Source organism: Pedobacter sp. ISL-64 (assembly GCF_018613605.1).
In the GTDB taxonomy this organism is placed as follows: Bacteria; Bacteroidota; Bacteroidia; order Sphingobacteriales; family Sphingobacteriaceae; genus Pedobacter.
Window position 1 is genome coordinate 172,289 of record NZ_JAGGPU010000019.1, and the last position, 25,064, is coordinate 197,352.

The 25,064-nt window shown below is 38.0% G+C and carries 24 protein-coding genes; 18 read left to right on the top strand and 6 right to left on the bottom strand.

The window, feature by feature from the left end; genetic code table 11:
• The first annotated feature begins 101 nt into the window (after positions 1-101).
• From J7E57_RS20875 to J7E57_RS20885, 3 genes are all read left to right on the top strand, one after another.
• Complete coding sequence (locus J7E57_RS20875; protein WP_215125534.1) at positions 102-1,451, top strand: alpha/beta fold hydrolase; 1,350 nt, start codon at positions 102-104, stop codon at positions 1,449-1,451.
• A 91-nt stretch (positions 1,452-1,542) separates the two neighbouring features.
• The gene (gene ispG, locus J7E57_RS20880) at positions 1,543-3,522 is read left to right on the top strand and encodes a (E)-4-hydroxy-3-methylbut-2-enyl-diphosphate synthase (protein WP_215125535.1); all 1,980 of its coding nucleotides are present in this window, start codon (positions 1,543-1,545) and stop codon (positions 3,520-3,522) included.
• Positions 3,523-3,891: 369 nt separating this feature from the next.
• The gene (locus J7E57_RS20885; RefSeq protein WP_215125536.1) at positions 3,892-5,166 is read left to right on the top strand and encodes a mechanosensitive ion channel family protein; all 1,275 of its coding nucleotides are present in this window, start codon (positions 3,892-3,894) and stop codon (positions 5,164-5,166) included.
• 10 nt (positions 5,167-5,176) lie between these two features.
• On the opposite strand, the gene J7E57_RS20890 is transcribed toward J7E57_RS20885, so the two are convergent.
• Together J7E57_RS20890 and J7E57_RS20895 are read right to left on the bottom strand one after the other, a co-directional pair.
• Positions 5,177-5,710, bottom strand: coding sequence for a hypothetical protein (locus J7E57_RS20890; RefSeq protein WP_215125537.1), 534 nt, complete (start codon positions 5,708-5,710; stop codon positions 5,177-5,179).
• 27 nt (positions 5,711-5,737) lie between these two features.
• Positions 5,738-6,565 (bottom strand): alpha/beta hydrolase family protein, encoded by an 828-nt coding sequence (locus J7E57_RS20895; protein ID WP_215125538.1) that lies wholly within the window; start codon positions 6,563-6,565, stop codon positions 5,738-5,740.
• A 659-nt stretch (positions 6,566-7,224) separates the two neighbouring features.
• Here J7E57_RS20895 and hemA point away from each other — a divergent pair.
• From hemA to J7E57_RS20945, 10 genes are all read left to right on the top strand, one after another.
• On the top strand, positions 7,225-8,451 hold the full coding sequence (hemA, locus tag J7E57_RS20900) for a glutamyl-tRNA reductase (protein WP_215125539.1): 1,227 nt from the start codon (positions 7,225-7,227) through the stop codon (positions 8,449-8,451).
• Between the two features lie 319 nt (positions 8,452-8,770).
• Positions 8,771-10,351 (top strand): hydroxymethylbilane synthase, encoded by a 1,581-nt coding sequence (hemC, locus tag J7E57_RS20905; protein WP_215125540.1) that lies wholly within the window; start codon positions 8,771-8,773, stop codon positions 10,349-10,351.
• 154 nt (positions 10,352-10,505) lie between these two features.
• The gene (hemB, locus tag J7E57_RS20910) at positions 10,506-11,474 is read left to right on the top strand and encodes a porphobilinogen synthase (protein WP_215125541.1); all 969 of its coding nucleotides are present in this window, start codon (positions 10,506-10,508) and stop codon (positions 11,472-11,474) included.
• Between the two features lie 153 nt (positions 11,475-11,627).
• Positions 11,628-12,998 (top strand): glutamate-1-semialdehyde 2,1-aminomutase, encoded by a 1,371-nt coding sequence (gene hemL, locus J7E57_RS20915; RefSeq protein ID WP_215125542.1) that lies wholly within the window; start codon positions 11,628-11,630, stop codon positions 12,996-12,998.
• Positions 12,999-13,080: 82 nt separating this feature from the next.
• Complete coding sequence (locus J7E57_RS20920) at positions 13,081-13,947, top strand: sensor histidine kinase (protein WP_215125543.1); 867 nt, start codon at positions 13,081-13,083, stop codon at positions 13,945-13,947.
• Between the two features lie 8 nt (positions 13,948-13,955).
• A complete protein-coding gene (locus J7E57_RS20925; protein WP_025146905.1) occupies positions 13,956-14,660 on the top strand; it encodes a response regulator transcription factor in 705 nt (234 codons plus the stop codon).
• Positions 14,660-15,175 carry a hypothetical protein gene (locus tag J7E57_RS20930; protein WP_215125544.1) on the top strand — a complete coding sequence of 172 codons (516 nt, stop codon included), beginning with the start codon at positions 14,660-14,662 and terminating at the stop codon, positions 15,173-15,175. The genes J7E57_RS20925 and J7E57_RS20930 overlap by 1 nt, the downstream gene beginning before the upstream one ends.
• A gap of 192 nt (positions 15,176-15,367) precedes the next feature.
• Positions 15,368-16,393, top strand: a complete 1,026-nt coding sequence (gene hemE / locus J7E57_RS20935) for a uroporphyrinogen decarboxylase (RefSeq protein WP_215125545.1) — start codon at positions 15,368-15,370, stop codon at positions 16,391-16,393.
• A 25-nt stretch (positions 16,394-16,418) separates the two neighbouring features.
• The gene (locus J7E57_RS20940) at positions 16,419-16,979 is read left to right on the top strand and encodes a CopD family protein (protein ID WP_215125546.1); all 561 of its coding nucleotides are present in this window, start codon (positions 16,419-16,421) and stop codon (positions 16,977-16,979) included.
• Positions 16,980-17,169: 190 nt separating this feature from the next.
• Positions 17,170-18,327, top strand: coding sequence for a hypothetical protein (locus J7E57_RS20945; RefSeq protein ID WP_215125547.1), 1,158 nt, complete (start codon positions 17,170-17,172; stop codon positions 18,325-18,327).
• A 139-nt stretch (positions 18,328-18,466) separates the two neighbouring features.
• Here J7E57_RS20945 and J7E57_RS20950 read toward each other — a convergent pair whose 3' ends face one another.
• Positions 18,467-18,700, bottom strand: coding sequence for a hypothetical protein (locus J7E57_RS20950; protein ID WP_215125548.1), 234 nt, complete (start codon positions 18,698-18,700; stop codon positions 18,467-18,469).
• A 45-nt stretch (positions 18,701-18,745) separates the two neighbouring features.
• Here J7E57_RS20950 and J7E57_RS20955 point away from each other — a divergent pair, with 45 nt between their 5' ends.
• The 4 genes from J7E57_RS20955 (at position 18,746) to J7E57_RS20970 (ending at position 22,048) form a co-directional block, all read left to right on the top strand.
• Positions 18,746-19,315 carry an RNA polymerase sigma factor gene (locus tag J7E57_RS20955; protein ID WP_025146912.1) on the top strand — a complete coding sequence of 190 codons (570 nt, stop codon included), beginning with the start codon at positions 18,746-18,748 and terminating at the stop codon, positions 19,313-19,315.
• Positions 19,296-20,054, top strand: a complete 759-nt coding sequence (locus tag J7E57_RS20960) for a hypothetical protein (protein ID WP_215125549.1) — start codon at positions 19,296-19,298, stop codon at positions 20,052-20,054. The genes J7E57_RS20955 and J7E57_RS20960 overlap by 20 nt, the downstream gene beginning before the upstream one ends.
• Before the next feature lie 92 nt (positions 20,055-20,146).
• Positions 20,147-20,932, top strand: a complete 786-nt coding sequence (locus tag J7E57_RS20965; RefSeq protein ID WP_215125550.1) for an outer membrane beta-barrel protein — start codon at positions 20,147-20,149, stop codon at positions 20,930-20,932.
• Positions 20,933-21,055: 123 nt separating this feature from the next.
• Positions 21,056-22,048 (top strand): ABC transporter ATP-binding protein, encoded by a 993-nt coding sequence (locus tag J7E57_RS20970; protein ID WP_215125551.1) that lies wholly within the window; start codon positions 21,056-21,058, stop codon positions 22,046-22,048.
• Positions 22,049-22,055: 7 nt separating this feature from the next.
• On the opposite strand, the gene J7E57_RS20975 is transcribed toward J7E57_RS20970, so the two are convergent.
• On the bottom strand, positions 22,056-22,466 hold the full coding sequence (locus J7E57_RS20975; protein ID WP_215125552.1) for a hypothetical protein: 411 nt from the start codon (positions 22,464-22,466) through the stop codon (positions 22,056-22,058).
• A 136-nt stretch (positions 22,467-22,602) separates the two neighbouring features.
• On the opposite strand from J7E57_RS20975, the gene J7E57_RS20980 reads away from it, so the two are divergent.
• Positions 22,603-23,163 carry a DUF4230 domain-containing protein gene (locus tag J7E57_RS20980; protein ID WP_215125553.1) on the top strand — a complete coding sequence of 187 codons (561 nt, stop codon included), beginning with the start codon at positions 22,603-22,605 and terminating at the stop codon, positions 23,161-23,163.
• 147 nt (positions 23,164-23,310) lie between these two features.
• Here the strand turns inward: J7E57_RS20980 and J7E57_RS20985 are convergent, their stop codons facing one another.
• Positions 23,311-23,661, bottom strand: coding sequence for a cupin domain-containing protein (locus J7E57_RS20985; RefSeq protein ID WP_215125554.1), 351 nt, complete (start codon positions 23,659-23,661; stop codon positions 23,311-23,313).
• A 146-nt stretch (positions 23,662-23,807) separates the two neighbouring features.
• Entirely contained in the window at positions 23,808-25,058 is a 1,251-nt protein-coding gene (gene ilvA, locus J7E57_RS20990; protein ID WP_215125555.1) for a threonine ammonia-lyase IlvA, read from the bottom strand.
• Positions 25,059-25,064 lie beyond the last annotated feature (6 nt).

Sequence of the window (25,064 nt, forward strand, 5' to 3'; positions counted from 1 at the left end):
TTAAAAAATAAGCCAATTTCAATTTCTGCTTTCAGTTAAAAAATGTTAAATAAGAATTAAGCTACTATTCTATTGATTAGTTTTAGTAAAATTAATCTAATATGTTACGTATCCTTCTCACCACAATTTTTGTCTTTTATCAACTTATTTCTTTTTGCCAAATCTCATCAGATTCGTTAAAATCTGCAAAGGATGAGTATAATTTAGATTTTGAAAAGTTAATACCCAATACAAAATTTGCTTCAAAATGGTTTAGCATCAATAATTCAAAAGGAGTTTCGATAATTACCGATACAACAGAAAAACATGGTGGGCAACATTCTCTATTAATTGAAAACCTCAATAACGATGGACCTGCAAAATATACGCAATCTGGAATTTTTATCCCCTCAAAATACGAAGGCCGTGAAGTAGAGATAAGATTATATGCCAAGCTTAAAGATGTAGCACATCATGTTGATTTTGCGATTCGTATTGATGACGAAGATTATGATATGTTACAATACAAAAATTCATTAAAAACCCGAATATCTGGTAATGTAGACTGGCAGCAGTATAGTTTAACATTGCCATTAAACCATGACGTAAGAAGGATTTGTTTTTGGCCAACCCTGTATGGCTCGGGTAAGTTATGGATTGATGACGTTCAGATATTGATTGATGGTGTAGATATCAGTCAGGCAAAAATAAAACCAGATTATAATCCTAATACCCCACAACCCATTAATTACGGAGGCAATACTGCAGCAGCTGGCAGGGTGAAAGTAAAGGATGCCGAATTATATTATGAAACCTATGGAAAAGGCGAACCCCTATTATTATTGCATGGAAACAGCCAATCGATCAGCGTTTTTAAAAAACAGATTAAAGCATTCTCAAAAATTTATAAGGTTATTGCAGTAGATACCCGTGGACAAGGAAAAAGTACGGATTCCAGTACTCAGCCACTTTCATATGACCTCTACGCTGAGGATATGAAAACATTACTTGACTCTTTACATATCAGTAAAACCAATATTTTAGGCTGGAGCGATGGTGGAAATACAGGATTGATTATGGCTGCTAAATATCCTACATATATAAAGAAACTCGCCGTTACCGGAGCATGTACAAACCCAAATGAAGCAGTTTCGACCAGTACTTTAGAAGAGGTTAGCAAAGCAATTGAAAGTTTAAAAACCAGACAAGATGTTAAATCTAAGTATCAGGTTAGGTTGTTTACCATGTTGCTTACCGAACCGCATATTACTGCTTTTGACCTGAAGAAGATTAAAGCACCAGTTTTGGTAATGGCAGGTGAGCGGGATATGATTTTAGAGAAGCACACTAAATTTATTGCGGCTAATATCTCTAAATCACAACTGTTTATTTTTAAGGGCGCTTCGCATTACGTGCCTGTAGAAATGGTTTCCGAATTTAATAATAAGGTACTTTTGTTTTTGGATAAATAAAAAACAATGAAGGCTATTCGCCTTTCCTGGCTTTATCTTTTACAACATTCCAACATTAAAACATTCCAACAATCCTTATCTTTGCAAACAGATGGAAAATATATTGGCAAAACATGATTTGGCAGGCGGATATTGCAACAGTTTAACGGCTTATTCGAGGTATTTAACCCGAGAAGTTAACATAGGTGATATTGCTTTAGGCGGGCACAATCCAATCCGGATTCAATCGATGACTACTACCGATACCATGGATACTTTAGGTACTGTAGAACAGACGATTCGCATGGTAGAATCTGGCTGTGAGTATGTTCGTATTACCGCACCGAGCATTAAAGAAGCCGAAAATCTGGCCAATATTAAAAAAGAACTGCGTTTCCGAGGTTATAATGTACCGTTAATTGCTGATATCCATTTTACGCCTAATGCTGCCGAAATGGCTGCGCGTATTGTAGAAAAAGTAAGGGTTAACCCAGGCAATTATGCAGATAAAAAGAAATTCGAGAATCTAGAATATACACAGGACGCTTACAATGCGGAGTTAAGCCGGATTTACAAAAAGTTTATTCCTTTAGTAAAAATTTGTAAAGAGTATGGCACTGCCATGCGCATTGGCACCAACCACGGATCACTTTCTGACAGGATTATGAGCCATTATGGCGATACTCCCCGCGGAATGGTTGAATCGGCAATGGAGTTTATCCGCATGTGTGAAGACCAGAATTACTATAATCTGGTGATCTCGATGAAAGCCAGTAATACCCAGGTGATGGTTCAGGCTTACCGTTTGCTGGTAGAAACCATGGCTAAAGAAGGGATGAATTACCCTTTACATTTAGGCGTTACCGAAGCAGGTGATGGAGAAGATGGCCGTATTAAATCAGCCGTTGGTATTGGAACTTTATTAGAAGATGGACTGGGTGATACCATTCGTGTTTCACTAACAGAAGATCCTGAGTTTGAAGCACCAGTAGCTAAGGCTTTAGCAGATCGATACTCTAAAAGGAGTTCGGAGCTTGGAGTTCAGAGTTTTGAGTCGCCTGCAAAGGTCCAAACTCTCAACTCTCAACTCCCAACTTATAGCCCTTATGAGTACAACCGTCGCGTTACAACACCTGTACAGCATATTGGTGGGCATCATCATCCTGTAGTGATGATCGATGTTTCGAAGGAAAACTTAAAAGATCCTTACTTTTTAAGTTCAATTGGTTACAATTACAGTGCAGGTTTAGATAAATATAACCTCGCTGATCAGGCTTGCGATTTAGCCTTCTTAGCTGATAATTTGCCATCTTTTTCTTTCCCTGGGAATTTAAAGCAAGTTTATAATTACGAAACCTGGTTAAAACTTAACGATAAAAACAACTGTCATCCTTTATATACGCTTACGGAATATGGTTCTGCGGATGTTAAAGACGAATTTTTGAATTTCGTACAGATTGATTCAAAACAATTTAGTAATACAACAATTGCACAGTTGGATGACACGGTTGTTTTAATTCTAGAAACTTCTTCAACACATGGAATGGCCGAGCAAAGGGCATTTTTTGTTGCTTTGCAGGAGAAAAATATTCAGATCCCGGTAATTATTAAGAGAACTTATCAGGATGCTGACACAGATCATTTAATGCTTTATGCTGCAACCGATATTGGCGCCTTATTTACCGATGGCTTTGGAGATGGGGTATGGATTGATGCAGAAGGTCAAAACCTTTCGTTGATTAATTCTACCAGTTTTGGGATTTTACAGGCTACCCGTACACGCATCAGTAAAACAGAATATATTTCTTGCCCAAGCTGCGGAAGAACACTTTTCGATTTACAAGAAACCACTCAGCTGATCCGGTCACGTACCGATCATTTAAAAGGAATAAAAATCGGTATCATGGGCTGTATTGTTAATGGGCCAGGTGAAATGGCCGATGCCGATTACGGTTATGTAGGCACAGGGCCAGATAAAATTACCCTGTACCGCGGTAAAGAAGTGGTAAAGAAAAATGTAACTACCGCCTATGCGCTTGATGAACTGATCGACATCATTAAAGATGATGGCAACTGGGTAGAGAAGGTTTAAAATGCGCTCCGTGGTTTGTATACCCATAGACCACTTTTATAATTTACTTTTTTATTTCGGTCCGTGAGGACACAGACCGAGGGCGTTAGATCGTCATTTCGAGCGAAGTGCAGCGCAGTCGAGAAATCTTATTCCTTGGTCTGTGTCCCCACAGATTACCATTATATAATTACTAGTTTATTCGGCCTGTAAGAACACAGACCAGGGATTTAGGCCACGGAATTTTCAAATCATTTTGCCATATATCATTCTGAGCCTGTCGAAGAGCCTTAAGTTGTAAATGTGTTTCGACAAGCTCAACATGACATTCGAAAAAATCAATTCTGAGCACCATTTAAATTTCTAATCAATAAACACTAAATTGCCTTAATGAATATCCCGGAGTTTCAATCCCTGTTTAACGAACTTAGAAACTGGCTTGCTGGCAAAGGCCTTGCTGATGGCGAACTCGTTTATTCTTACTTTTTTATCGGGTTGCTTGGTGTTATTCTATTTCTGTTCATCACCATATTTTTAACCCGACAGCTTTTTATCGGTGTGGTAAAAAGTGCAAAAACAAAGTCAGACTGGCAAAAAGCTTTATTTGAATTTAGGGTTTTCAGGGCTTTTGCTTTAATATTTGGCGCCTATATCATCTATAATGTTGTTCCTTATCTTTTTATCGATTTTAAAAACGGGTTATTTTATGCTTTAATATTTGCTAAAATCTACATGGTTTTAGCCGTAATGTTTGCTGTAAATGCATTTCTGAATGCTTTGGTATCCATCATGGAATCATCAAAGAAATACGCCGATAAACCCATTAGGAGTTACAAACAGGTAGCCAAAATTGTATTTTATATTGTTGGTTTTGTGCTCATCCTGTCCATTATTCTTGGCGAATCGCCGCTTTATGTTTTTGGTGGTTTTGGCGCAGTTACCGCTGTTTTTATTTTGGTTTTCAGAGATCCGATTTTAGGTTTTGTAGCTTCTGTACAAATGAGTGCTATTGACCTGGTTAGGGTAGGCGATTGGATTACCGTAGAAAAATATGGGGCAGATGGTGAAGTAACCGAAATTAATTTAACAACCATTAAAGTGCGGAATTGGGATAAAACGGTAACTATTGTACCGAGTTACGCTATTGTTAGTGAGTCGTTTAAGAACTGGCGGGCAATGGAGGAAAGTGAGGGCAGGAGGATTAAACGCCACATTAATATTAAAATTTCGAGTATTAAATTCTGCGATGAAGAGCTGATTGGAAGGTTGCAGAGTATTGATTTTTTGAAAGATTACCTTAAAGAAACGCAGGCTTTTATAGAGAGGTATAATGCCGAAAATACGGTAAATCCCAATAATCTGGTTAATGGCCGCCACATGACTAATATTGGCACTTTTAGGGTTTATGCCGAGAAATACCTGGAGAGTAATCCTTATATCAATACCGATTTAACGTTTATGGTGCGCCAGTTGCAGGCTACAGAGAATGGATTGCCGATCGAAATTTATGTATTCTCGAAAGAAAAAGGCTTAAAACGTTTTGAAGAAGTTGCCGCTGATATTTTTGATCATTTGTTGGCGGCTGTTCCCTACTTCGACCTGGAAATTTTCCAAAGTCCTAGTGGTAGTGATATGCGAAATTTTGTAAGGAGAGGGGATGATTAGTATTGAGAAATTAGAACTCCCATAAATAATCTCCACCAAAGTAGTTTCTTAGGAAAACCAAAGAAATGATAATCAAAAAGACTAAAATTCCTTGAAGGGTAACGTTTTGTGCTAGTTTACTGTTAAAATAGAGAATTATCGCTAGCAAAACACCTAAAGTACTGGTAACTAATCCAAAAAAATCACCCTTAAAAAACCGGGTTTTACAAACAATAATTACATCAGATTTCCTTAAACCATAATAAAGGATAATGCCGGTTACTTTTGATCTATAGATTAGCAGGGAATCTTTCTCGTTTATTTCATTGAAAAGTTTAGGTGGGATCCTATATTTTTCATGAAGGGTTTGAACACTAAAAATGCGTTCCTTTCCGTTTTTGGAGCGATAGCCCTCAAAATCAACAATAAATTCAGTATTTGATTTTACGGGCGAGAAATTACTGTCAAGAAAAATGATAAAACAGAAAAATAATGTTAATCCAATTAAGATCTTCTTAAATAGAGCTTGATTGAAGCCTGAGAAGTTGATTTTATCTTGAGCCATAATTTATGATGGCCCAAGATAATTAATTTATACTTCACTTATAAAAGTGATTACCTTTTCGCAAACCTTAAACAAAAGCGGTGGTAAAGTTTCGCTATTATAAGGCTGTGTCGCCCCATACACATGATTGGCGCCTTCAATTTTAATTAATCTGCTATTCGGATTGGCCTCCGCCAAAGTTTGTGCGGTTTCAAAAGGAACATTTACATCATCATCGCCATGGATAATCAACCAGGGGATGTTTACCCGTTTTGCAGCATCTAAAATATTCAATGCTGCTGCATTCTCTTCCAGATCTTCCAATAAACCAATATTTAATGGCATTTGCTCTTTGGTACGGGCATTGGTAACGAAGATTTTGCCATTTTTTTTCCATTCGGCTTCCTGTTCTTTTTTCCATAGGCTGGCAAAATCGCCAATGGCACTCCAGGTAATCAGTTTGTTGATCCTTAAATCGTTCGCAGCCTCAATGATTGATAATCCGCCACCGCGGCTATGGCCTATCAGATTTACCTTTGTATCCTTACCGTATGCTTTTTCGATAAAATCGAGTACCGCATTTAAATCAAAAAGTTCTTTTGATACGGTATTATTGGCAAAGACATCCATATCGGTTACATCTTTTGGGTGATTAACTGGCACACCGCTATGCGATAAATTGAACTTAATGTAACGGTAGCCATTGCTGGCAAAATGCCTGGCCACTAAATTGTGTGCGCCCCAATCTTTAAAACCTTTAAAGCCATGAACAAAAAGTACAATGGGCGTATTAGGGTTTTTTTCATCAAAAGTGATATCACCAATAATTAATTTTCCGTCAGAACCGCTAAGGCTAAAATTGCTTTGTGTAATCATAATTTAAGGAATTGATACAAATTATAAACCTACAAAATACAATTTTGTTGTGTATTTTTTGTGTTTAAAATAGAAGGATATTGACCACAACTGTGAGTATAATGGCCCTGATGGAAATGGAAATCCCTTTTGGATAGGTTAATTGTTGTTTTGCGAAGTTTATCCAAAAGGATTGGAATGCACAGCAGGACAGGACCTTTCCCATTAGCACTGGGACTGCGCTTCAAAAAAAGGAAATACATTATCTAATAATAACCTGGATCATGTAGAAATGTACTGGTAAAAAGGTGATCAACATCAGTATAATTAACAGTGCCGCTAGCTTTCCGCTCATCTTAATCAGCAATAACCCCCAAAAACAATTTCTAATATTCCGGAAAAATAAATTAAAAGCCAGATGAAGGCAACCATTTTGGCATAATCACGTAATATACTGCAATGGATAAAAAGTGGTTACATTCAGTCAGGACATAGAAGAGGGCGTAAATTCAAAGAAAAATTTTACGATTGGTTTGTTCATATAAATCAATATGGTTTGATTAGTCTTTAAGCTCTTTATTTAAAACCGTTCTAAATTGATGTAAATTACAGGTTAATGACAGTCACATGCGTTCACCCTGTTACTTTTGTATCCCGATAATAGTTAATAACGGAAGCACTTGGAATATTTAAAAGTAATAGCTTTTACGCATCACCACATCGATCTGAAATCTTTAGGGAAATTGGTTATTTGTGATCAGAGTTTAGATAGCAGGTTGAAGAATGTTCAAACAGAACTTCCCGTTAGTGAAATCTTCTACATCGGAACCTGTAACCGTGTGGAGTTTGTTTTCCTTACCAAAGAGAAAACCGACAAAGAATTTGTAACCAGATTCCTTACTGTTTTAGACATGGGACTGCCTCCTGAATTTATGGAGCGTTTTCTTGATAATGTTACGGTATACGAAAACGAAGAAGCTTTTAACCATTTGCTCAGAACATCGTGCTCTTTGGAGAGTTTGGTGGTTGGCGAAAAGGAAATCCTTGCCCAGATCCGTAAAGCTTATGAAAACTGCCGCGATGCAGGTTTTACTGGCGATTACATGCGTATGATTATGGAGCGTGTGGTTAAAACTGCAAAAGAAGTTTATACGCACACCAATATTTCAAAAAATCCGGTTTCTGTTGTTTCATTGGCCTACCGGAAGCTAAAAGAGTTAAATATGTGTGGCAACTCACGTATCTTGATTATTGGCGCTGGCGAAACCAATCAGAACATTGCAAAGTACCTCAACAAACATAAATACTCAAATTTCTCGATTTTCAACCGTACCTTTTCTAAGGCTGAATCTTTGGCAGGAGAGCTGGGTGGTAAGGCTTATCCTTTAGCAGCGCTTGAAGATTTTAATGAAGGATTTGATGTGATCATTACCTGCACCGGCTCAACCGAGGCAATTATTAACGAAGCCTTATACGCTAAACTTTTAAATGGCGATCAGGGCAAAAAGGTAATTGTAGATTTGGCCATTCCGAATGATGTTACGCCCGCAGTGATCCATAACAACCCTGTACATTATATCGAAGTAGAATCACTAAAAGAGGTAGCGCGCAAAAATATCCAGGAACGTTACAACGAACTGGTGCACGCCGAAGAAATTATCAGCAATAACATTACCGAATTTTTCTCTGTTTTAAAACAACGCCGTATCGAACTGGCGATGCAGGAAGTGCCAAGAAAGATTAAAGAAATCAAAAATACAGCCATAAATGGTGTATTTGCCGATGAAATTAGTCAGATGGATGAAGCCTCACGCGAAGTTTTAGAACGTGTAATGAACTACATGGAGAAAAAATACATCAGCGTTCCAATGGTAATGGCAAAAGAAATTTTGGTAAATCAACCTTAATTTTACCGCAAAGAACATCAAGTTTATTTTTGCCATTCTTATTTCTGTCATTCGCTTCACCAATATATTAGTGGGGGCCCAATAGAAAAATCGTCATCTCGACTGAAGCGCAGCGAAATGGAGAGATCTTTATAGACCGATTTAGATTCGCTTATCACTCCAATCAACTTTCCGAATGACTAAAAAATGTGATACCCATTGCATAATGTCATAGAAATCCTTTAAATTATAGGTTCTGTAACCTCACTGTCTCATTTTTAAACAATTCATGGTATAAACCACTAATTAAATTAAATTTGCAACTCATTTAACCTTTATAGTGAAGAAATTAACCATTGGAACACGCGGTAGCGACCTGGCTTTATGGCAAGCAAATCATATAAAAGATGAATTGGCTGCGATTGGAATAGAAGCAGAAATAAAAATCATTAAAACGCAGGGCGATAAAATCCTGAATTTAAGATTGGATAAACTGGAAGGCAAAGGCTTTTTTACCAAAGAATTGGAAGAAGAGCTTTTGGGTGGAACAATTGATCTGGCTGTACATTGCCTTAAAGATTTACCTACTACACACCCTGAAGGATTGATCATCGCCGCTTTACCACCACGTGAAGAAGCAAGCGAATACCTATTGATTTTAAAAGATTGTGTAGATGTTTCGCAAAAGCTTTCGTTAAAAAAAGGCGCAATGGTTGGCACTTCATCTAATCGCCGCAAAGCCCAGTTATTGGGTTTACGTCCCGATTTGGAGGTTGAAGATTTACGCGGAAATGTACCCACCCGTATCCAAAAACTTCGTGATGAAGATTATGATGCCATTCTGATTGCAAAAGCTGGCGTTAAACGCTTAAATCTTGATGTGAGCGATTTGCATGTAGAAGAACTCGAAACTACCGAATTTATTCCTGCACCTGCACAAGGCGCTTTGGCAATTCAGATCAGGGCAAACGATACTGAACTTTTTGATGCACTGCAAAAATTGCACGATCCGGAAACAGCCGAAACCGTAAATATAGAACGTAAAGTTTTAAACCTTTTCGAAGGTGGTTGCCACATGCCATTGGGCTGTTATTGCAAAAAGGAAAACGGAAAATTCGAAATTTGGACTTCAAAGGCCGAAACCGCCGATCATTTTCCTGAGCGTTTGTTTTTACGTGCAGAAAGTACCGAAGGCTTAGCAGAAAAAATTGTGGCCAAGTTTAATGCGGAAAGAAAAAAGCCTGCAAAGGTTTTCATCTCGCGCGAAATTGGCGAGCACAGTTATTTCCGTAGGGCATTAGAAAATAATAATATTGAAATAGAAGGACGTTCATTAATCCGTACATTCCCGATAGTAACGGTTTTAGATCAGTTTATCTTAAGACACGTAGATTGGGTTTTCTTCAGCAGCCGCAACAGCGTAGAATATTTTTTCAACCTAAAACCGGTAATGCCAAAGAAAACAAGGTTTGGTGTGGTAGGAAGGGGATCTGAAGATGCCTTGCGTAAATTTGGCCATATTGCCGATTTTGTTGGTGAAAGTGGCGATATTACCGAAGTTGCCGAAGATTTTGCGCAATTGGTTGGCGGTCAGCAAATACTGTTTCCAAGAGCACAGGATTCTTTACAATCGATTCAAAAATCATTACCAGCTGATGCTAAAATAATCGATCTGCCGATTTACGAAACAGTAATCGAAGATGATATTGACCAAAGTTATGCTGATGTGCTGATTTTTACCAGTCCGTCAAATGTTGATGCCTATTTCGCTGATAATTTATTGGAACCAGGCCAACAGGTAATTGCTATTGGAAACTCTACCGGTAAGAAATTTGATGAAATGGGTGTGAAATATGCTTTGCCTTATTCGCCTGATGAAATTGGACTAGCTGAGGCAGTGTTTGGGATTGAGATTAAGTAAGGTTTAAGGCATAAGGTAAAAGGCAGAAAGCGTAAGGTCATTTATGAAATCCAAAAATCTGTGTAATCATTCAATCTGTGCAATCACCCCGAAGGAAAAAATAAAAAGATATTCAGGTCTCGATACTTGGTACTAAATACTTGATACAAATAAAATGTTAAATCGTCCGCGTAGATTAAGGAAAAACCCATTGGTGAGAGAGATGGTAGCCGAAACCCGGTTATCGAAAGATATGTTTGTGTACCCTTATTTTATAGTGCCAGGCAGCAATGTTACCCACGCCATTGATGCCATGCCAGGGGTAAACCATTATTCGGTTGATACCCTGGTTAAAGATGTAGCGGCCGGAATGAAAAAAGGACTCAACAAAATTATGCTTTTCGGTGTGGGCGATGAAAAATCTGAAGACGCGAAATCTGCTTATCATGATCATTCCTTGGTTCCAACTGCTGTTCGTGAATTAAAAAAACAGTTCGGTGATGATTTATATGTAATTACCGATGTTTGCGTTTGTTCTTATACCACTCATGGCCATTGCGGTATTTTAGAGAACGATTATGTTCAAAACGATAAAACAGTAGAGGTAATCGCTAAAATGGCTTTAACACATGCCGAAGCTGGTGCCGATATGTTTGCGCCGTCTGACATGATGGATGGAAGGATTGAAGCCATACGTAATCTCTTAGATGAAAATGGCTTTGTAAATGCCGCTATTATGAGCCATGCCACAAAATTTGCTTCTGCCTATTATGGCCCTTTTAGAGAGGCTGCAGACTGTGCGCCAAGCAAAGGCGATAGAAAAGCGTATCAGATGGACTTCAGAAATCCATTAGAGGCTTTACGCGAAGCCGCTTTGGATGAGCAAGAAGGCGCTGATGTGTTAATGGTGAAGCCAGGTTTAGCTTATCTGGATATTATCCAAAGGTTAAAACAGGATACCAATTTGCCCATTGCGGTTTATAATGTATCAGGTGAATACTCGATGGTAAAAGCAGCTGCCGAACGCGGTTGGATAGATGAACAAAAAGTAGTAATGGAAACCATGCATGCTTTCGCCCGTGCAGGTGCAAGTATTATTACCACCTACCATATTAAAGATATTTTAAATAACAACTGGCTTTAAAAAGGCTAAAGGTAAAGGGTTTAGGGCGTAGGGTTTCATTGCCAATCCTTTATCTGTAACGTATAAAAAACATAGGTAAATGTAATATTTCGGTTTTCTAGCACATGCTATTAGCCTTAAACCTTACAGCTTTTACCTTACACCTCAACAAAAATGTTAGATTCATTAAAGAAAATGTTTTCAGGCAACGAAGCCGATATTCCTGTAAATACAGGTAGTAAACCTGATATTTCGAGGGTAAAATCTGCTGAGCTGTACGAAAAATCAAAAACGTATTTCCCCGGTGGGGTAAACTCACCTGTTAGGGCTTTTAAATCTGTTTACGGTACACCACTTTTTATCGAAAAAGGTGATGGCTGTTATATATGGGATGCCGATGGTAATCAGTTTATCGATTTCTGTGGTAGCTGGGGGCCATTAATTTTAGGGCATAACAATCCTAAAATCCGCGAAAAAGTTACCGAGGTAATGCAGAACGGAATGAGCTTTGGTGCGCCAACGGCTTTAGAAAATGAATTGGCTGAGCTGATTATCAAAAACAACCGTTTTGTAGAGAAAATCCGTTTTACGAGTTCAGGTACAGAAGCGGTAATGTCGGCCATTCGTTTGGCAAGAGGTTTTACCGGTCGCGATAAAATTTTAAAGTTCGAAGGCTGTTACCACGGTCATAGCGATTCGCTTTTGGTTAAAGCAGGTTCTGGTTTGGTTACTTTTGGTGAAACCTCTTCTGCGGGTGTGCCAAAATCTTTTGCTGAAGAAACCATCGTTGTACCCCTAAATGATAAAACAGCTATTGAACAAGCTTTTGCTCAGTTCAAAGATCAGATCGCTGCGGTAATTATTGAGGGTATCCCTGCAAATAATGGTTTGATTATTCAGGATGAAGAATATATCCATTTCTTGCGCAAAATCTGTACTGATAACGGTTCTCTGTTAATTTTTGATGAGGTAATTACCGGATTCAGGGTTGGTTTTGAGGGCGCAGCAGCGCATTATGGTATCACACCAGATATTGTTACTTATGGTAAAATCATTGGTGGTGGCTTACCTGTTGGTATGTATGGTGCGTGTGCTGAAATTATGGCACATATTTCTCCTGATGGTGGTGTGTATCAGGCAGGTACCTTGTCTGGAAATCCGGTGGCTATGGCAGCAGGCATTGCAACATTAACAGAGCTGAACAAATCAAGCTTTTATAAGGATCTGAATACCAAAGCGCAAGAATTTGTGGCTAGCATTCAGCGTTTTGCAACCGCACGTAACTATAAATTTAAGGTATTTACCATTGGTTCTATCTTCTGGTTTGCTTTTACCGATAAAGATAAAATCCAATCGGCTGATGATATTGATGCCAGCAGCATGGAGAAATTCAAAATTATGCACCGCGAGTTATTGAATAGAGGAATTTATTTAGGCCCATCGGGATATGAAGTTGGTTTCGTATCTTCAGCACATACTAAGATCGAATTGGAAAAAGCGAAACGTGCTATTTTTGAAGCATTAGATTTAGTGTTTAAGAAGTAAGGCTTTTTTTAAGCTAGGATGAGGAAAAAGAACCTGTGAAATCCAAAAATCTGTGTAATCAACCCGAAGGAAAAATCGACGAATGAAGAAATCTATAATTATATTTTACGCATTATTGCTTTACGCATTGATTCAACTCATTTCGTGGGGAACATTAGTGGTGCGTTTGCAGCCAAGCCGCATGACCATGATTATGGGCGAAGGTTCGGTGTTTTTGTTTTTGCTCTGTATAGGTGGTTATTTCCTTCATCAATCGTTAAAACGTGAAGATAAATTGAGGGAACAGCAGCAGAACTTTCTGATGTCAATTACACATGAGCTGAAATCGCCTTTGGCGGCGATAAAACTTTCTATCCAAACCATTGTTAAACGTGATCTGGATAAAGCACGTCAAACTTCATTGCTTAACAATTCGCTAAAAGACATTGAACGTTTGGATGATCTGGTCGAAAATATGTTGTTGGCCACCAAGATCGAAAACCGTTCCTATACTTTTCCGAAGGAAGAATTTAACTTCTCGGAGCTGGTATATAAAATCACGGATAGGCTACAGGTTCACTCTTGCGGATGCGAGCAGATCATTAATGCTAAAATTCAGCCAAATTTGCAGATAATGGGTGACAAATTTGCCTTATCGTCAGTAGTAACCAATCTGATTGAGAATGCAGTAAAGTATTCTAACCCATGTGATGAGATAAATGTGCATTTAAACGATGTGGATGGACATATTCAATTAAGAGTGAGTGATCAGGGGCCAGGTATTTCAGATGCCGAAAAAATGTTGATATTTGATAAGTTTTACCGCGTTGGTAACGAGAATGTCAGAAAAGCGAAAGGAACAGGTTTAGGCTTGTTTATTGTGAAAGAGGTTTTACAATACCATGATGCAGATATTACAGTAAAAGACAATTTGCCTCAAGGAAGTATTTTTGAAGTAACATTTAGTTAATCTCAATTATGTCACAAAAATTAAGAATTCTATTGGTAGAAGACGAGGATCACTTGTTAGATGCTATCAAATTAAACCTGGAACTTGAGGGTTATAAAGTTCACGCCGTTAAAGATGGCAAAACCGCTCTTAAAATTTTTAAAGAAGAACGCTTTAATCTAATTATTTTAGATGTAATGTTGCCTGAAATGGATGGTTTCCAGGTTTGCGAAACAATCCGTTTAGAGAATGCAGAAGTTCCGATTATGTTTTTAACAGCTAAAAACACTTCAGAAGACCGTGTTTTAGGTTTGAAAAAGGGAGCTGACGATTATTTGGTTAAACCTTTCAACTTAGAAGAATTAATTCTTCGTGTTGGTATTTTGGTTAAACGCAGTTTAAAATCTGATGATTTAAAAGAATTGAATTCTTACAAAATCGGTGATAAAACAATTTATTTTAACTCTTTCGAATTAAAACACGATGATGGTACCATCACTCCGTTAACCAAAAAGGAAACGATGTTGTTGAAACTGTTGATCGAGCGTAAAAACGATGCGGTTTCAAGAGAGCAGATTTTAGAAACCGTTTGGAATTATGATGTTTATCCTTCAACAAGAACAATCGATAACTTCATTTTAACTTTCCGTAAGTATTTCGAACCAGATCAAAAAAATCCAGTTTATTTCCACTCGATCCGCGGTGTAGGCTATAAATTTACTGATAGTCATTAATGTACAATAATAAAGGCAGATATGCTTTAATGGCAGTTTTTGCGCTTGCTGCATTGGTTTGTGTATTTTACAATCAATATCAGCTGGCCGCTGTTTCAGGACTGTTGTTTGCCTTTGTTGTTTGGAGCCATTTTAAGCATAGTTCGGTTTTGATGGCATCAAAACATTTCAAGAATAACGAATTCGGTAAAACCAAAGCCTTATTGGCTGAGGTGGTTAAGCCTGAGCGCTTGGCTAAAAGCCGAAGGGGTTATTATGAATTTATGCAAGGCAATATGGCTTTGAAGGAAGAAGACTATGATAAAGCCGAGTATCACTTTCAGTTGGCCAGTCGTTTTCCTGTGGGAGGAAAGAACGAGAAATCGTATGTACTGATCCATTTGGCTAATCTCGCTTTGCGGAAGAAAGATAGAGAAAGGGCAGAAACTTATACGAAATTGGCCAAAGAGCTTGCCGAAACACAACGCTCGAAAGACATTATCGTTAAAATTGAAAAAGAAATAAGCAAGTTATAATATTAATATTGTCATTTTGAATAACGAAGCACCAGTTTAGGGATAAAAAGGTACTTCGTTTTTTTTTTATTTATACCTTTGCAAAATTAAAATTTTAGGCAGCCCGTCATCCTGAACTCAGTTCTGGATCTAACTAAAGAAAGATGCTGAAATAAATTCAGCATGACGCGTAGTGCGACACCAAATACAATCATGAAGAATAACTTATTTTTAGACGCAGCATTTTCAAAACAAACCGAACGCCCACCAGTATGGATGATGCGTCAGGCAGGTCGTTTTATGCCACAATATTGGGAAATTAAAAACAAATACTCTTTTTTAGAGATGTGTAAAAACCCAGAAATTGCAGCAGATGTGACCATGTTACCGGTTGATTTGTTGGATATTGATGCCGCGATTTTATTCTGTGATATTTTGGTAACCGGAGAGGCTATGGGTGGTGATTTGAGTTTTACTCAAGGCGTTGGACCTAAATTTGCAAATCCGGTACGTACCGCTAAAGACATCGAAAACTTAAATGTTGATTGTCTGGACGAATTGCAATACGTTGCCGATGCGATTAAAGTGATTCAACAACGATTGGATAACAGAATTCCATTGATCGGTTTTGCAGGAGCACCATTTACCGTAATGAGTTATTTAATTGAAGGAGGTTCATCTAAAGATTTTAAATTAACCAAGCTCTTTATACACAATCAGCCAGAGCTGGCGCACAAACTTTTGGCTAAAATTGCCACAGTAACGGCAGATTATTTGAATCTTCAGATTGCTGCTGGAGTTAATGCTGTTCAGATTTTCGATAGTTGGGCACTTGCTTTATCATGGAATGATTACCAGGAGTTTTCTCACCGTTACATTCAGGAAATCATTGCTAACTTAAACAGAAAAGATATTCCGGTGATTTCTTTTTGTAAAGGAAGTTCGGTTTTTGCTCCGATTATGGCAGAAGCTAAACCAGACGTAATTTCAGTTGACTGGAATGCTGATTTATTGAACATTAAAAATGCTTTGCCAGCAGGTATTGCCGTACAGGGAAATTTAGATCCACATATTTTATATGCAGATAAAGCAGTAATTAAAGCACAGATCCATAAATTGTTTGAACGTATGCGTGGTACCGAAGGTTTTATCTTCAATTTGGGCCATGGTATAATGCCAGATATTCCTTTCGATAACGTTAAATACGCAATTGAAGTGGTTAAAGAGTTTAGGTATTAAATTCTCGTCAACCCATAATAGATAAATGATAGAAACCTTATTGCCATATTATCGATATTTCATAGCAGTACATGTTGTATTTGTAATCAGCTGGATGGCAGGACTGTTTTATATCCTGAGTCTTTTTATTTACCATACCGAGGCAAACGATAAACCTGAACCCGAAAAAAGTATCCTCCAAAAACAGTTTGTTAAAATGGAGGCTACTTTATGGAAAATTATTGCCACCCCAGCCATGATCATTTCTGTTTTGGCAGGTGTATCTATGCTGACTTTAAACCAAGGCTTGCTTCAAGCCGATTGGATGTGGGTTAAGCTAGGTTTTGTTGTTGGCTTACTCATTTATCATTTCATCTGTCAGAACATCGTTAAACAGCTTAAAAACAACCAATATAGGCTAAACAGCTTTCAGTTGAGGTTGTGGCGCGAATTGGCGACGATTTTTATGATTGGCATTGTATTCGTGGTAATCCTGAAAAACGCCATTAACTGGATTTACGGTTTAATAGGGATAATGGGCATTGCAATGGCCATTATGATTGCGGTTAAACTGTACAAGAACTATCGTAAAAAACGTGGCGAATAATCTTTATACCACAATTCACTAGGGCACCGAGAATATTGTTTGTAATTAGAGGTGTTAATAAAAGCTTTGTGTCCTTTGTACCTTGGTGGTCGACTCGTAAATCACTTTGTTTCCTTTGCGTAAACTTCGCGTGCCTCGCGGTTAAATAAACCAAAAACTATTTTAAATTTGGGCGATAAAATTCAAGCGCATGTTTACAACTACAGGTCTGAAAAAGACCTTACTGCTAATACCATTTCTTTTTAGTGCTTATTTCGCTTCGGCACAGTTTGATCAATCGGCTTTCGAAAATCGGATACGTCCCGATAGCAGCTTAACCAACGAGGTTCATTTTAATTTTTACAATTTAAACTACGTCCGTAATTACGAGTATACCAACGATTTTCATGATGGTTATACTTTGTACGGAACACAGTTACAGCCTCAAATTGTTTACTACGCGCATCCTAATCTGGCGATTACCGCCGGTGCTTTTATCAGAAAGGATTTTGGTAGAAACGGGATTTCCGATGCGAAACCTTTATTCAGCGTAAAATACCACAAAAGAAACCTTACTTTAATTTTCGGAAGTTTAGAAGGTAATATTCAGCATAAGTATATCGAACCTTTATACGATTTCGAAAGGACCTTAACTACGCCAATTGAATACGGAACACAGTTATTGGTTGAGCGCAAGAAGTTTACTTTAGATGCCTGGATTGCCTGGCAGAAAATGATTTATAAGGGTGATCCTGCCAAAGAAGAAATTGTTGGCGGTTTATCTACCGAAAGCATCATTGCGGAAGGTAATGGCTGGAAGTTTAGTTTGCCTGCCCAATTTTTGGCTTTCCATCAAGGTGGACAAATTGATGTACTTAAAGAAATTCCGATTACGACTATGTTTAACGGGGCAACTGGTTTAAAACTGCACAAAGCAATTAATACCAACATTAAACAGGTATATACCGATAACTATATTGCGGTGTATAAGGATTTTTCACCTGATAAAAGAAGGGCTTATCAAGGTGGCTTTGGTTTATGGTTAAATGCGGGTGTAGAAAGTAAATGGGGCAGCTTGGTGGCTTCTTACTGGAAAGGCAATAACTTTATTTCGATTAAAGGTATGCCACTTTATGAATCGGTTTCAGATAACCTGTACAGTCCAGGCTTAAAGCAAAGTGCTAGAAACATTGTTTCGTTGCGTTATGCATACCAAAAAGAATTAATTCCACATTTATACCTTGATGTACGTTTCGAACCGCATATCGATCTTGATCATACCGATAAACAACTTCAGTTTAACCATTCATTCTTCTTAACCTACAAGCAGGATTTCAAATTGTTTAAAGTGAAAAAAGATGGAAGGTAGAAGGTAGGAAGGTTGAGGGTGATTAGTCTCATAAGATTTCAAACCCTGTAGGTTTTAAAACCTACGGGGTTTTGTGTTTTATAGACTTCCGAAGTTCCCCAGCGCTTTGTTCCTTTTAAACTTCGGAAGTCCCTGCCAACTAAACCCGATAGTAGCGAAAAACACGAAGGTGAGGAACGAACCTAGGCTTTGAAGCGGATAGCTCCAAAGGAGTGCCTTTGGCACGGGACTGCTGCCCCCGATGAAATGCTGCATGTTCATTTTCAAATAAAAAATCTATATCTTTCTTAAAAAATATTTTAATTATATCTGTCTGATAATCAGTAGTCATATTTCTGAATTTAACTTTATTTAACTTTTTTTCTCTCCCCATGCAACCATTGTTTGTAATCTGCCATCTTCTATATACAAACACACAATGAAATTGACGCGAAGCTATACGATAAACGATTTGATGGAAGGCTGCAAAGCTGGCGACCGGAAGATGCAGGAGCTGCTTTACAAGCAAACTGCATCGAAGATGTTGGCCGTTTGTATGCGCTATGCCAAAGATAGGATGGAGGCAGAAGATGTGCTGCAGATGGGATATATTAAAATTTTTCAGAAAATAAAGGAGTATAGAGGCGATGGTTCTTTTGAAGGCTGGATTAGAAGGGTTATGGTGAACACTGCAATTGAAAGTTACCGTAAAAATTTACGCAGCTTAAATGTGGTTGAAATAGATGAAGCTTACGAGCAACCATCAACCGGATTTGATTTTGGCACTTTAGGGATGCAGGATTTAATGAAGGTGATACAAAAATTGGCAGATGGTTACCGCATGGTATTTAACATGTACGTAATTGAAGGCTATTCGCACAAAGAAATTGGAGAAACACTTGGAATCTCAGAAGGCGCGAGTAAATCGCAACTATCGAGAGCAAGGGCAATATTAAAAGAAGAAATTATAAAAATGGAGGGATTTGGTTATGCAACCTATACGGGATAAGGATTTTGATCAGTTATTTAAAGATGCTTTTGCTGATGCGGAAGTAACACCTTCGAGGGATTTATGGAGCAATATTGAAAGCGAAATAGCACCTAAGAAAAGAAGAATCATGCCGATTTATTGGTTATCGGCAGCCGCTGTGTTATTAATTGCTACACTTGGCGTTTTGGTTTATCAACAGCAAAATATAAGCAGCGGAGGTAAACAACTGGCCAGTAACACGATTGAAAAAACGAAACTACTGGTACAAGAGCCGGTTGTTAAAGATTCTTCGGTTACAATTGTTGCTCCAGTTGAAAATATAACACCAGTTTTGCCAGTTCAACCTAAGGCGGTAAGTGCTATTGCCAAAACAAAGGTGAAACATGAAGTTAAACCAGCTGTGGAGCAACCACGCATAGTTACGGCCCCTGAAATGCAAAAGCAAGAAACAACTATAGCTAAAGCTGAAGAACCTAAAAAAGATATTAAAACAAAAATACTAGAGGCGATTTTACAGCCGAAAGAAGAGGTTGTAACTGCGGTTGTTGCAACGCCAATTAAAACGGATGAACCTGTTAATGAAAACGAACAGAACAATAAAGGTATCCGTAATGTTGGCGATGTGGTAAACCTCATTGTTAATAAAATGGACAAAAGAAAAGATAAACTGATACAGTTCCGTACTGATGATGATGATTCTTCTTTGGCATCGATTAATATCGGCCCATTTAAAATAGGTAAACGAAATAAGAAGTAAGCCAGTATTGATCAGGATTAACAGATTTTAGGATACGACATTCAAACCATTCAATAATTCACTCATTCAATAACTCAACAACACACACATATATGAAATGTCTAATTTATACAACACTTTTGGTAAGCGGGCTTGCCGGTGTTATGGCTCCAGGAGCTTTTGCTCAACAAGATACTACCAAAAAGAAAATGGATTATAGTGAAGGGCATGGTATCATCATTAAAACCAAATCTACAGATTCAGTTAAAAAAGGCCGTTTCGTGGGCGGAATTACTTTTACCAGAGTTGATTGGGGTTTCTCCAGGCTAATAGACAATGGCAGTTTCAACTTATCTCCAAACAACGATTTTTTGGATTATAAAGGCGGCAAAACCAGTGCTTTCTCTTTCGATGTTCTGCAATTTGGCTATCGTTTCAATTCTAACTTTAAGGTTTATGTAGCCGGTGGGTTCGACTGGACATTGATCCGCTTACGAAAAGACATTACTATTGCTAAAAATTCTAACGAATTTGTATATACCGATCAGGCACCTGTACATTTTTCAAAAAACCGATTCTCGAGCAGTTATGTACATATTCCCTTAAACTTCGAATTCCGTACCAGCGAAAACAAAAACAGCAAAAGATTTTACCTGGTTTTAGGTCCGGAGGTTAGCTTTTTGTTAAACGGAAAAATTAAACAGATAAGCGAAGAACGTGGTAAAGAAAAACAATATGATAGCTACCACTTTCAATCGGTTCGTTATGGAGGTACAATTAGATTTGGCTATGGTGGTATAGGATTATTTACCAAGTATTATTTTAACGACATGTTTACTACCTCGCAACAAGCTGGCTTAAAAAATATGAGTTTCGGGGTTACCTTCGGCTTAAATTAAAACTGCAGCACACAAATAAAACAGATCCTGTTTCGGTTAGGCGAGACAGGATTTTTTATTTCGTCTCATATTTACCTTAAACCTTCCACCTTAAAACCCTCTACCTTTTCTTATCTTTACCACGTGAGCAATACCATAATCAGCGTTAAAAATTTAACCAAGCAATATCAGGCAGAACAGGCCGGTGGGATTAAAAATGTAAGTTTCGAAATCAAAAGAGGCGATATAGTGGCCATAATCGGAGAGAGTGGCAGTGGAAAATCGACCTTGCTGAAATCCATTTACGGATTGCTGAAAACCGATGAGGGTGAAATCTTTTTCGAAGATCAAAGGGTTAAAGGGCCTGATGAACAGCTCATCCCGGGCCACAAACAGATGAAAATGGTTACCCAGGATTTTTCGTTAAATATTTATGCGAAGGTTTACGATAATATTGCCTCACAGCTATCGAATACCGATCTTAAAACCAAAGCCGAAAAAACGCTTCAGATTATGGAGCATCTTCGGATTTCGCCACTCCAGAACAAAAAAATCATCGAACTGAGCGGAGGAGAGCAGCAGCGTGTAGCCATAGCAAAAGCAATGGTTGCCGATACACAGGTTTTACTTTTAGACGAACCTTTTAGCCAGGTTGATGCGCTACTTAAGAATCAACTGCGTGCCGATATCAAACGTGTGGCCTCCGAAACTGGCGTTACCGTAATTTTAGTTTCTCACGATCCGGCCGACGGTTTATTCTTAGCAGATCAGTTACTTATAATAAAAAATGGAGAATTGCTGCAAACTGGAAAACCAGCTGACATTTACCAGCACCCAAAACACATTTACACTGCTCAGATTTTAGGCAATGCTGTGGTTTTATCAAAAGCCGATGCCGAAAAAATTGGTTTAAAAACGGAAAAAGAATTCGTTGTTTTTTACCCCGAGTGGGCCGAAGTAAGCAATAGTTGGAGCAGCAGGCGCTATGAGGTAAAAGATGTGTACTACAAAGGTTTTTATGATGAACTGCTTTTGGAAAGAAATGGAGTGAACATCCGTGCCCTGCAACTAAACAGGGGAGAGCATAAAAAAAACGACCACGTTCAATTGAACATCAGTCGTTTTTTGGAGTTTTAAATACTAGTTATAAATCGTTTCCAACAAGAACTATTTTTACCCTTACTGTTGATGTAGGTTTTATTGGAGTTGTTGCCTGGTAATCTGAACTTTGTACATCGATAGATACTCCACCTTTATATACTTCGAAGCTGTATGCATCAACATTATAAACAAATGGTAATGCAATATAACTTGCACCGCTATTGTAGGAAATGTAAACCAAAGTTCCTTCATTGTCGACATGATACTGGTCGATTTCAGGAACAGAAATATCTGCAGTAAATGTTTTTTGGTCATTACTTAATACCCATGCATTGGGAGATATATCTTTAACTACAGTTAAAATGGCATTGCTCGGCTGAACAATCGTGTCTTTTTTGCAGGAAGCCAGACCTAGTGTGGCAACGCAAAGCATTAAGATGGTAAATTTTTTCATGTTGATTAATGTTTATTTGTGTGTGTGATATTGGTATTACAAATCTGTTGCCAAAAAAATATAATTGTGGATTAATGGATTAATTATTGTGCAACAGATTAAATACATAAATGTTGGTACCTTATTTTTTTAAAACATGAAGCTCTTTTTTCGCCTCTTACCCTGGTTAATTTTAGTCGTTGCGGGGTATTTATTTATCTCCAAAAAGTTCAGCATCAATACCTCTGTAGAGAGCAAACATCAGCTTCTGGTAGGGAAAATTGAGGCCATTGGTAAATTGGAGCTGGTAAGGTACCAGATCAGCGATGTTTTAGAACATAAAAATAAAACAGACTTTTTACCTGAAGCCAGTGTTTTATTGATTGTTAAAGCCGAAGCAGTAGGCTGTATCGACTTAACAAAAATTACCCGTGAAGATATTGATATTGATGCGGACACCGCTGTAGTAAATTTGCCACAGCCTGAAATATGTTATGTAAAAATCGACCATAAAAATTCGCGTGTTTACGATACGAAAATGGCTTTCTTCCGCGAAGCCGGTTTGGTAGATGAAGCGTATAAAGCCGCCGAAAGACAAGTAACTGCTGAGGTTAAAAAATCGAGTATCTTAACGCAGACTAAAACCAATGCTACAACGGTACTTAAACCGATTATAGAAGGTTTAGGCTATAAGAATGTGAAGTTTACTTTTGATTAAGGCTTAGGAGGTTTAAGGTGGAAGGTTTAGGCGATCTTCACATAGTGTCGTCATCTCGACCGGAACGCAGTGGAGTGGAGAGATCTGCCTCGAGATAGATTTCTCGACTGCGTTGTACTCCGCTCGAAATGACGACCTAATTAAAATTTATTTTAAAAAATCTTCCCGATGTGGGTTGAAAATATCAATCAGTAATCCGGCTTCTAAGCAAACCACACCATGAAATACATTTGATGGGGCAAAGAAAACATCACCTTCATTTAAGATTTTCTTATCATCGCCCATGGTTACTTCAAAACTTCCTTTGGCTACATAACTCATTTGTAAATGAGGATGATTGTGAATGGTACCAATGGCATCTTTTTCAAATTTTACTTTAACCAACATCAACTGGTCATCGTAAGCCATAATTTTGCGTTTAACACCGGCTCCTAAATCTTCCCAATCAATACCGCTGTCAGAAATTAATGCCTTGTTGTTTAAGTCTTTGAAATTCATTTTTATAAGTTGTGTCATGGTGCAAAAAAAACGTCATCTCGACTGCAGCGCAGTCCCGAACATTCGGGAGAGAGATCTAGAATAGATTTCTCGACGTCGTTGTACTCCGCTCGAAATGACGAAATTATTTTGGCAGTTAAAGAACCTTAAACCAAATACTCAAACAAAGTCTGGTCCTGGTTTAGCTCAATAATTTCAAATTTAAAATCTTTCATGCGTTGTAATAAACTTGCATAATCGTTTTTATTAGAAAGTTCGATACCAACCAACGCAGGGCCATTTTCTTTATTTGTTTTTTTAATAAACTCGAAACGGGTAATATCATCCTGTGGACCTAAAACCTCGTTCACAAATAACTTTAAAGCACCTGGTCTTTGTGGGAAACGTACAATGAAATAATGTTTCAAGCCTTCAAAAAGCAAAGATTTCTCTTTAATCTCCTGCATGCGCTCAATATCGTTATTTCCACCGCTTACGATACAAACTACCGTTTTGCCTGCAATCTGGTCTTTAAGCTGATCTAATGCAGCCACAGACAGCGCTCCGGCAGGTTCAACCACAATAGCATCTTCGTTATACAATTTTAAAATGGTCGTGCAGATTTTTCCTTCAGGGATTAAATGCATCTGATCAAGCAGTTCCTTACAATATTCGTAAGTGATATGGCCAATTCTTTTTACAGCTGCACCATCCACAAATCGGTCTATTTCTTCTAAGGTAAACGGACCACCATATTCCATCGCCGTAACCATTGATGGTGCACCAAGTGGTTCAACACCAACTAATTTCACTTCAGGCTTAACGGTTTTCATGTAAGCGCTTACACCCGATGCTAAACCGCCTCCACCAACCGGCATTACAATCATATCCAGGTCAGGTAGATCTTCGTAAATTTCTACACCAACCGTTGCCTGTCCTTCAATTACTTTTTCATCATCGAAAGGTGGAATAAAAGTGGCTGATTTTTCGGCACTGTAAGCTAAAGCTTCTTTTAAACAATCATCAAAAGTATCGCCTACTAAAACCACTTCAACATTGTCGCCACCAAACATGTAAGTTTGTTTAACCTTTTGTTTCGGTGTAATCTCTGGCATAAAAATCACCCCTTTAATGCCGAGTTTTTTACATGAATAGGCCACACCTTGTGCATGGTTACCAGCACTTGCACAAACTACACCATTAATTAATGCATCTTGTGGCAAGGAGCTAATTTTATTGTAGGCACCACGCAATTTGTACGAGCGTACAATTTGCAGGTCTTCTCTTTTTAAATAAATATTGGCATTGTAATGAGCAGAAAGTCCGGCGTTAAACTCTAAAGGCGTACGTTTTACCACTCCTTTTAACCTTTGCGATGCAGATAAAAAATCTAATGTATTCGGTGTTGTAGTATTCATAATTTA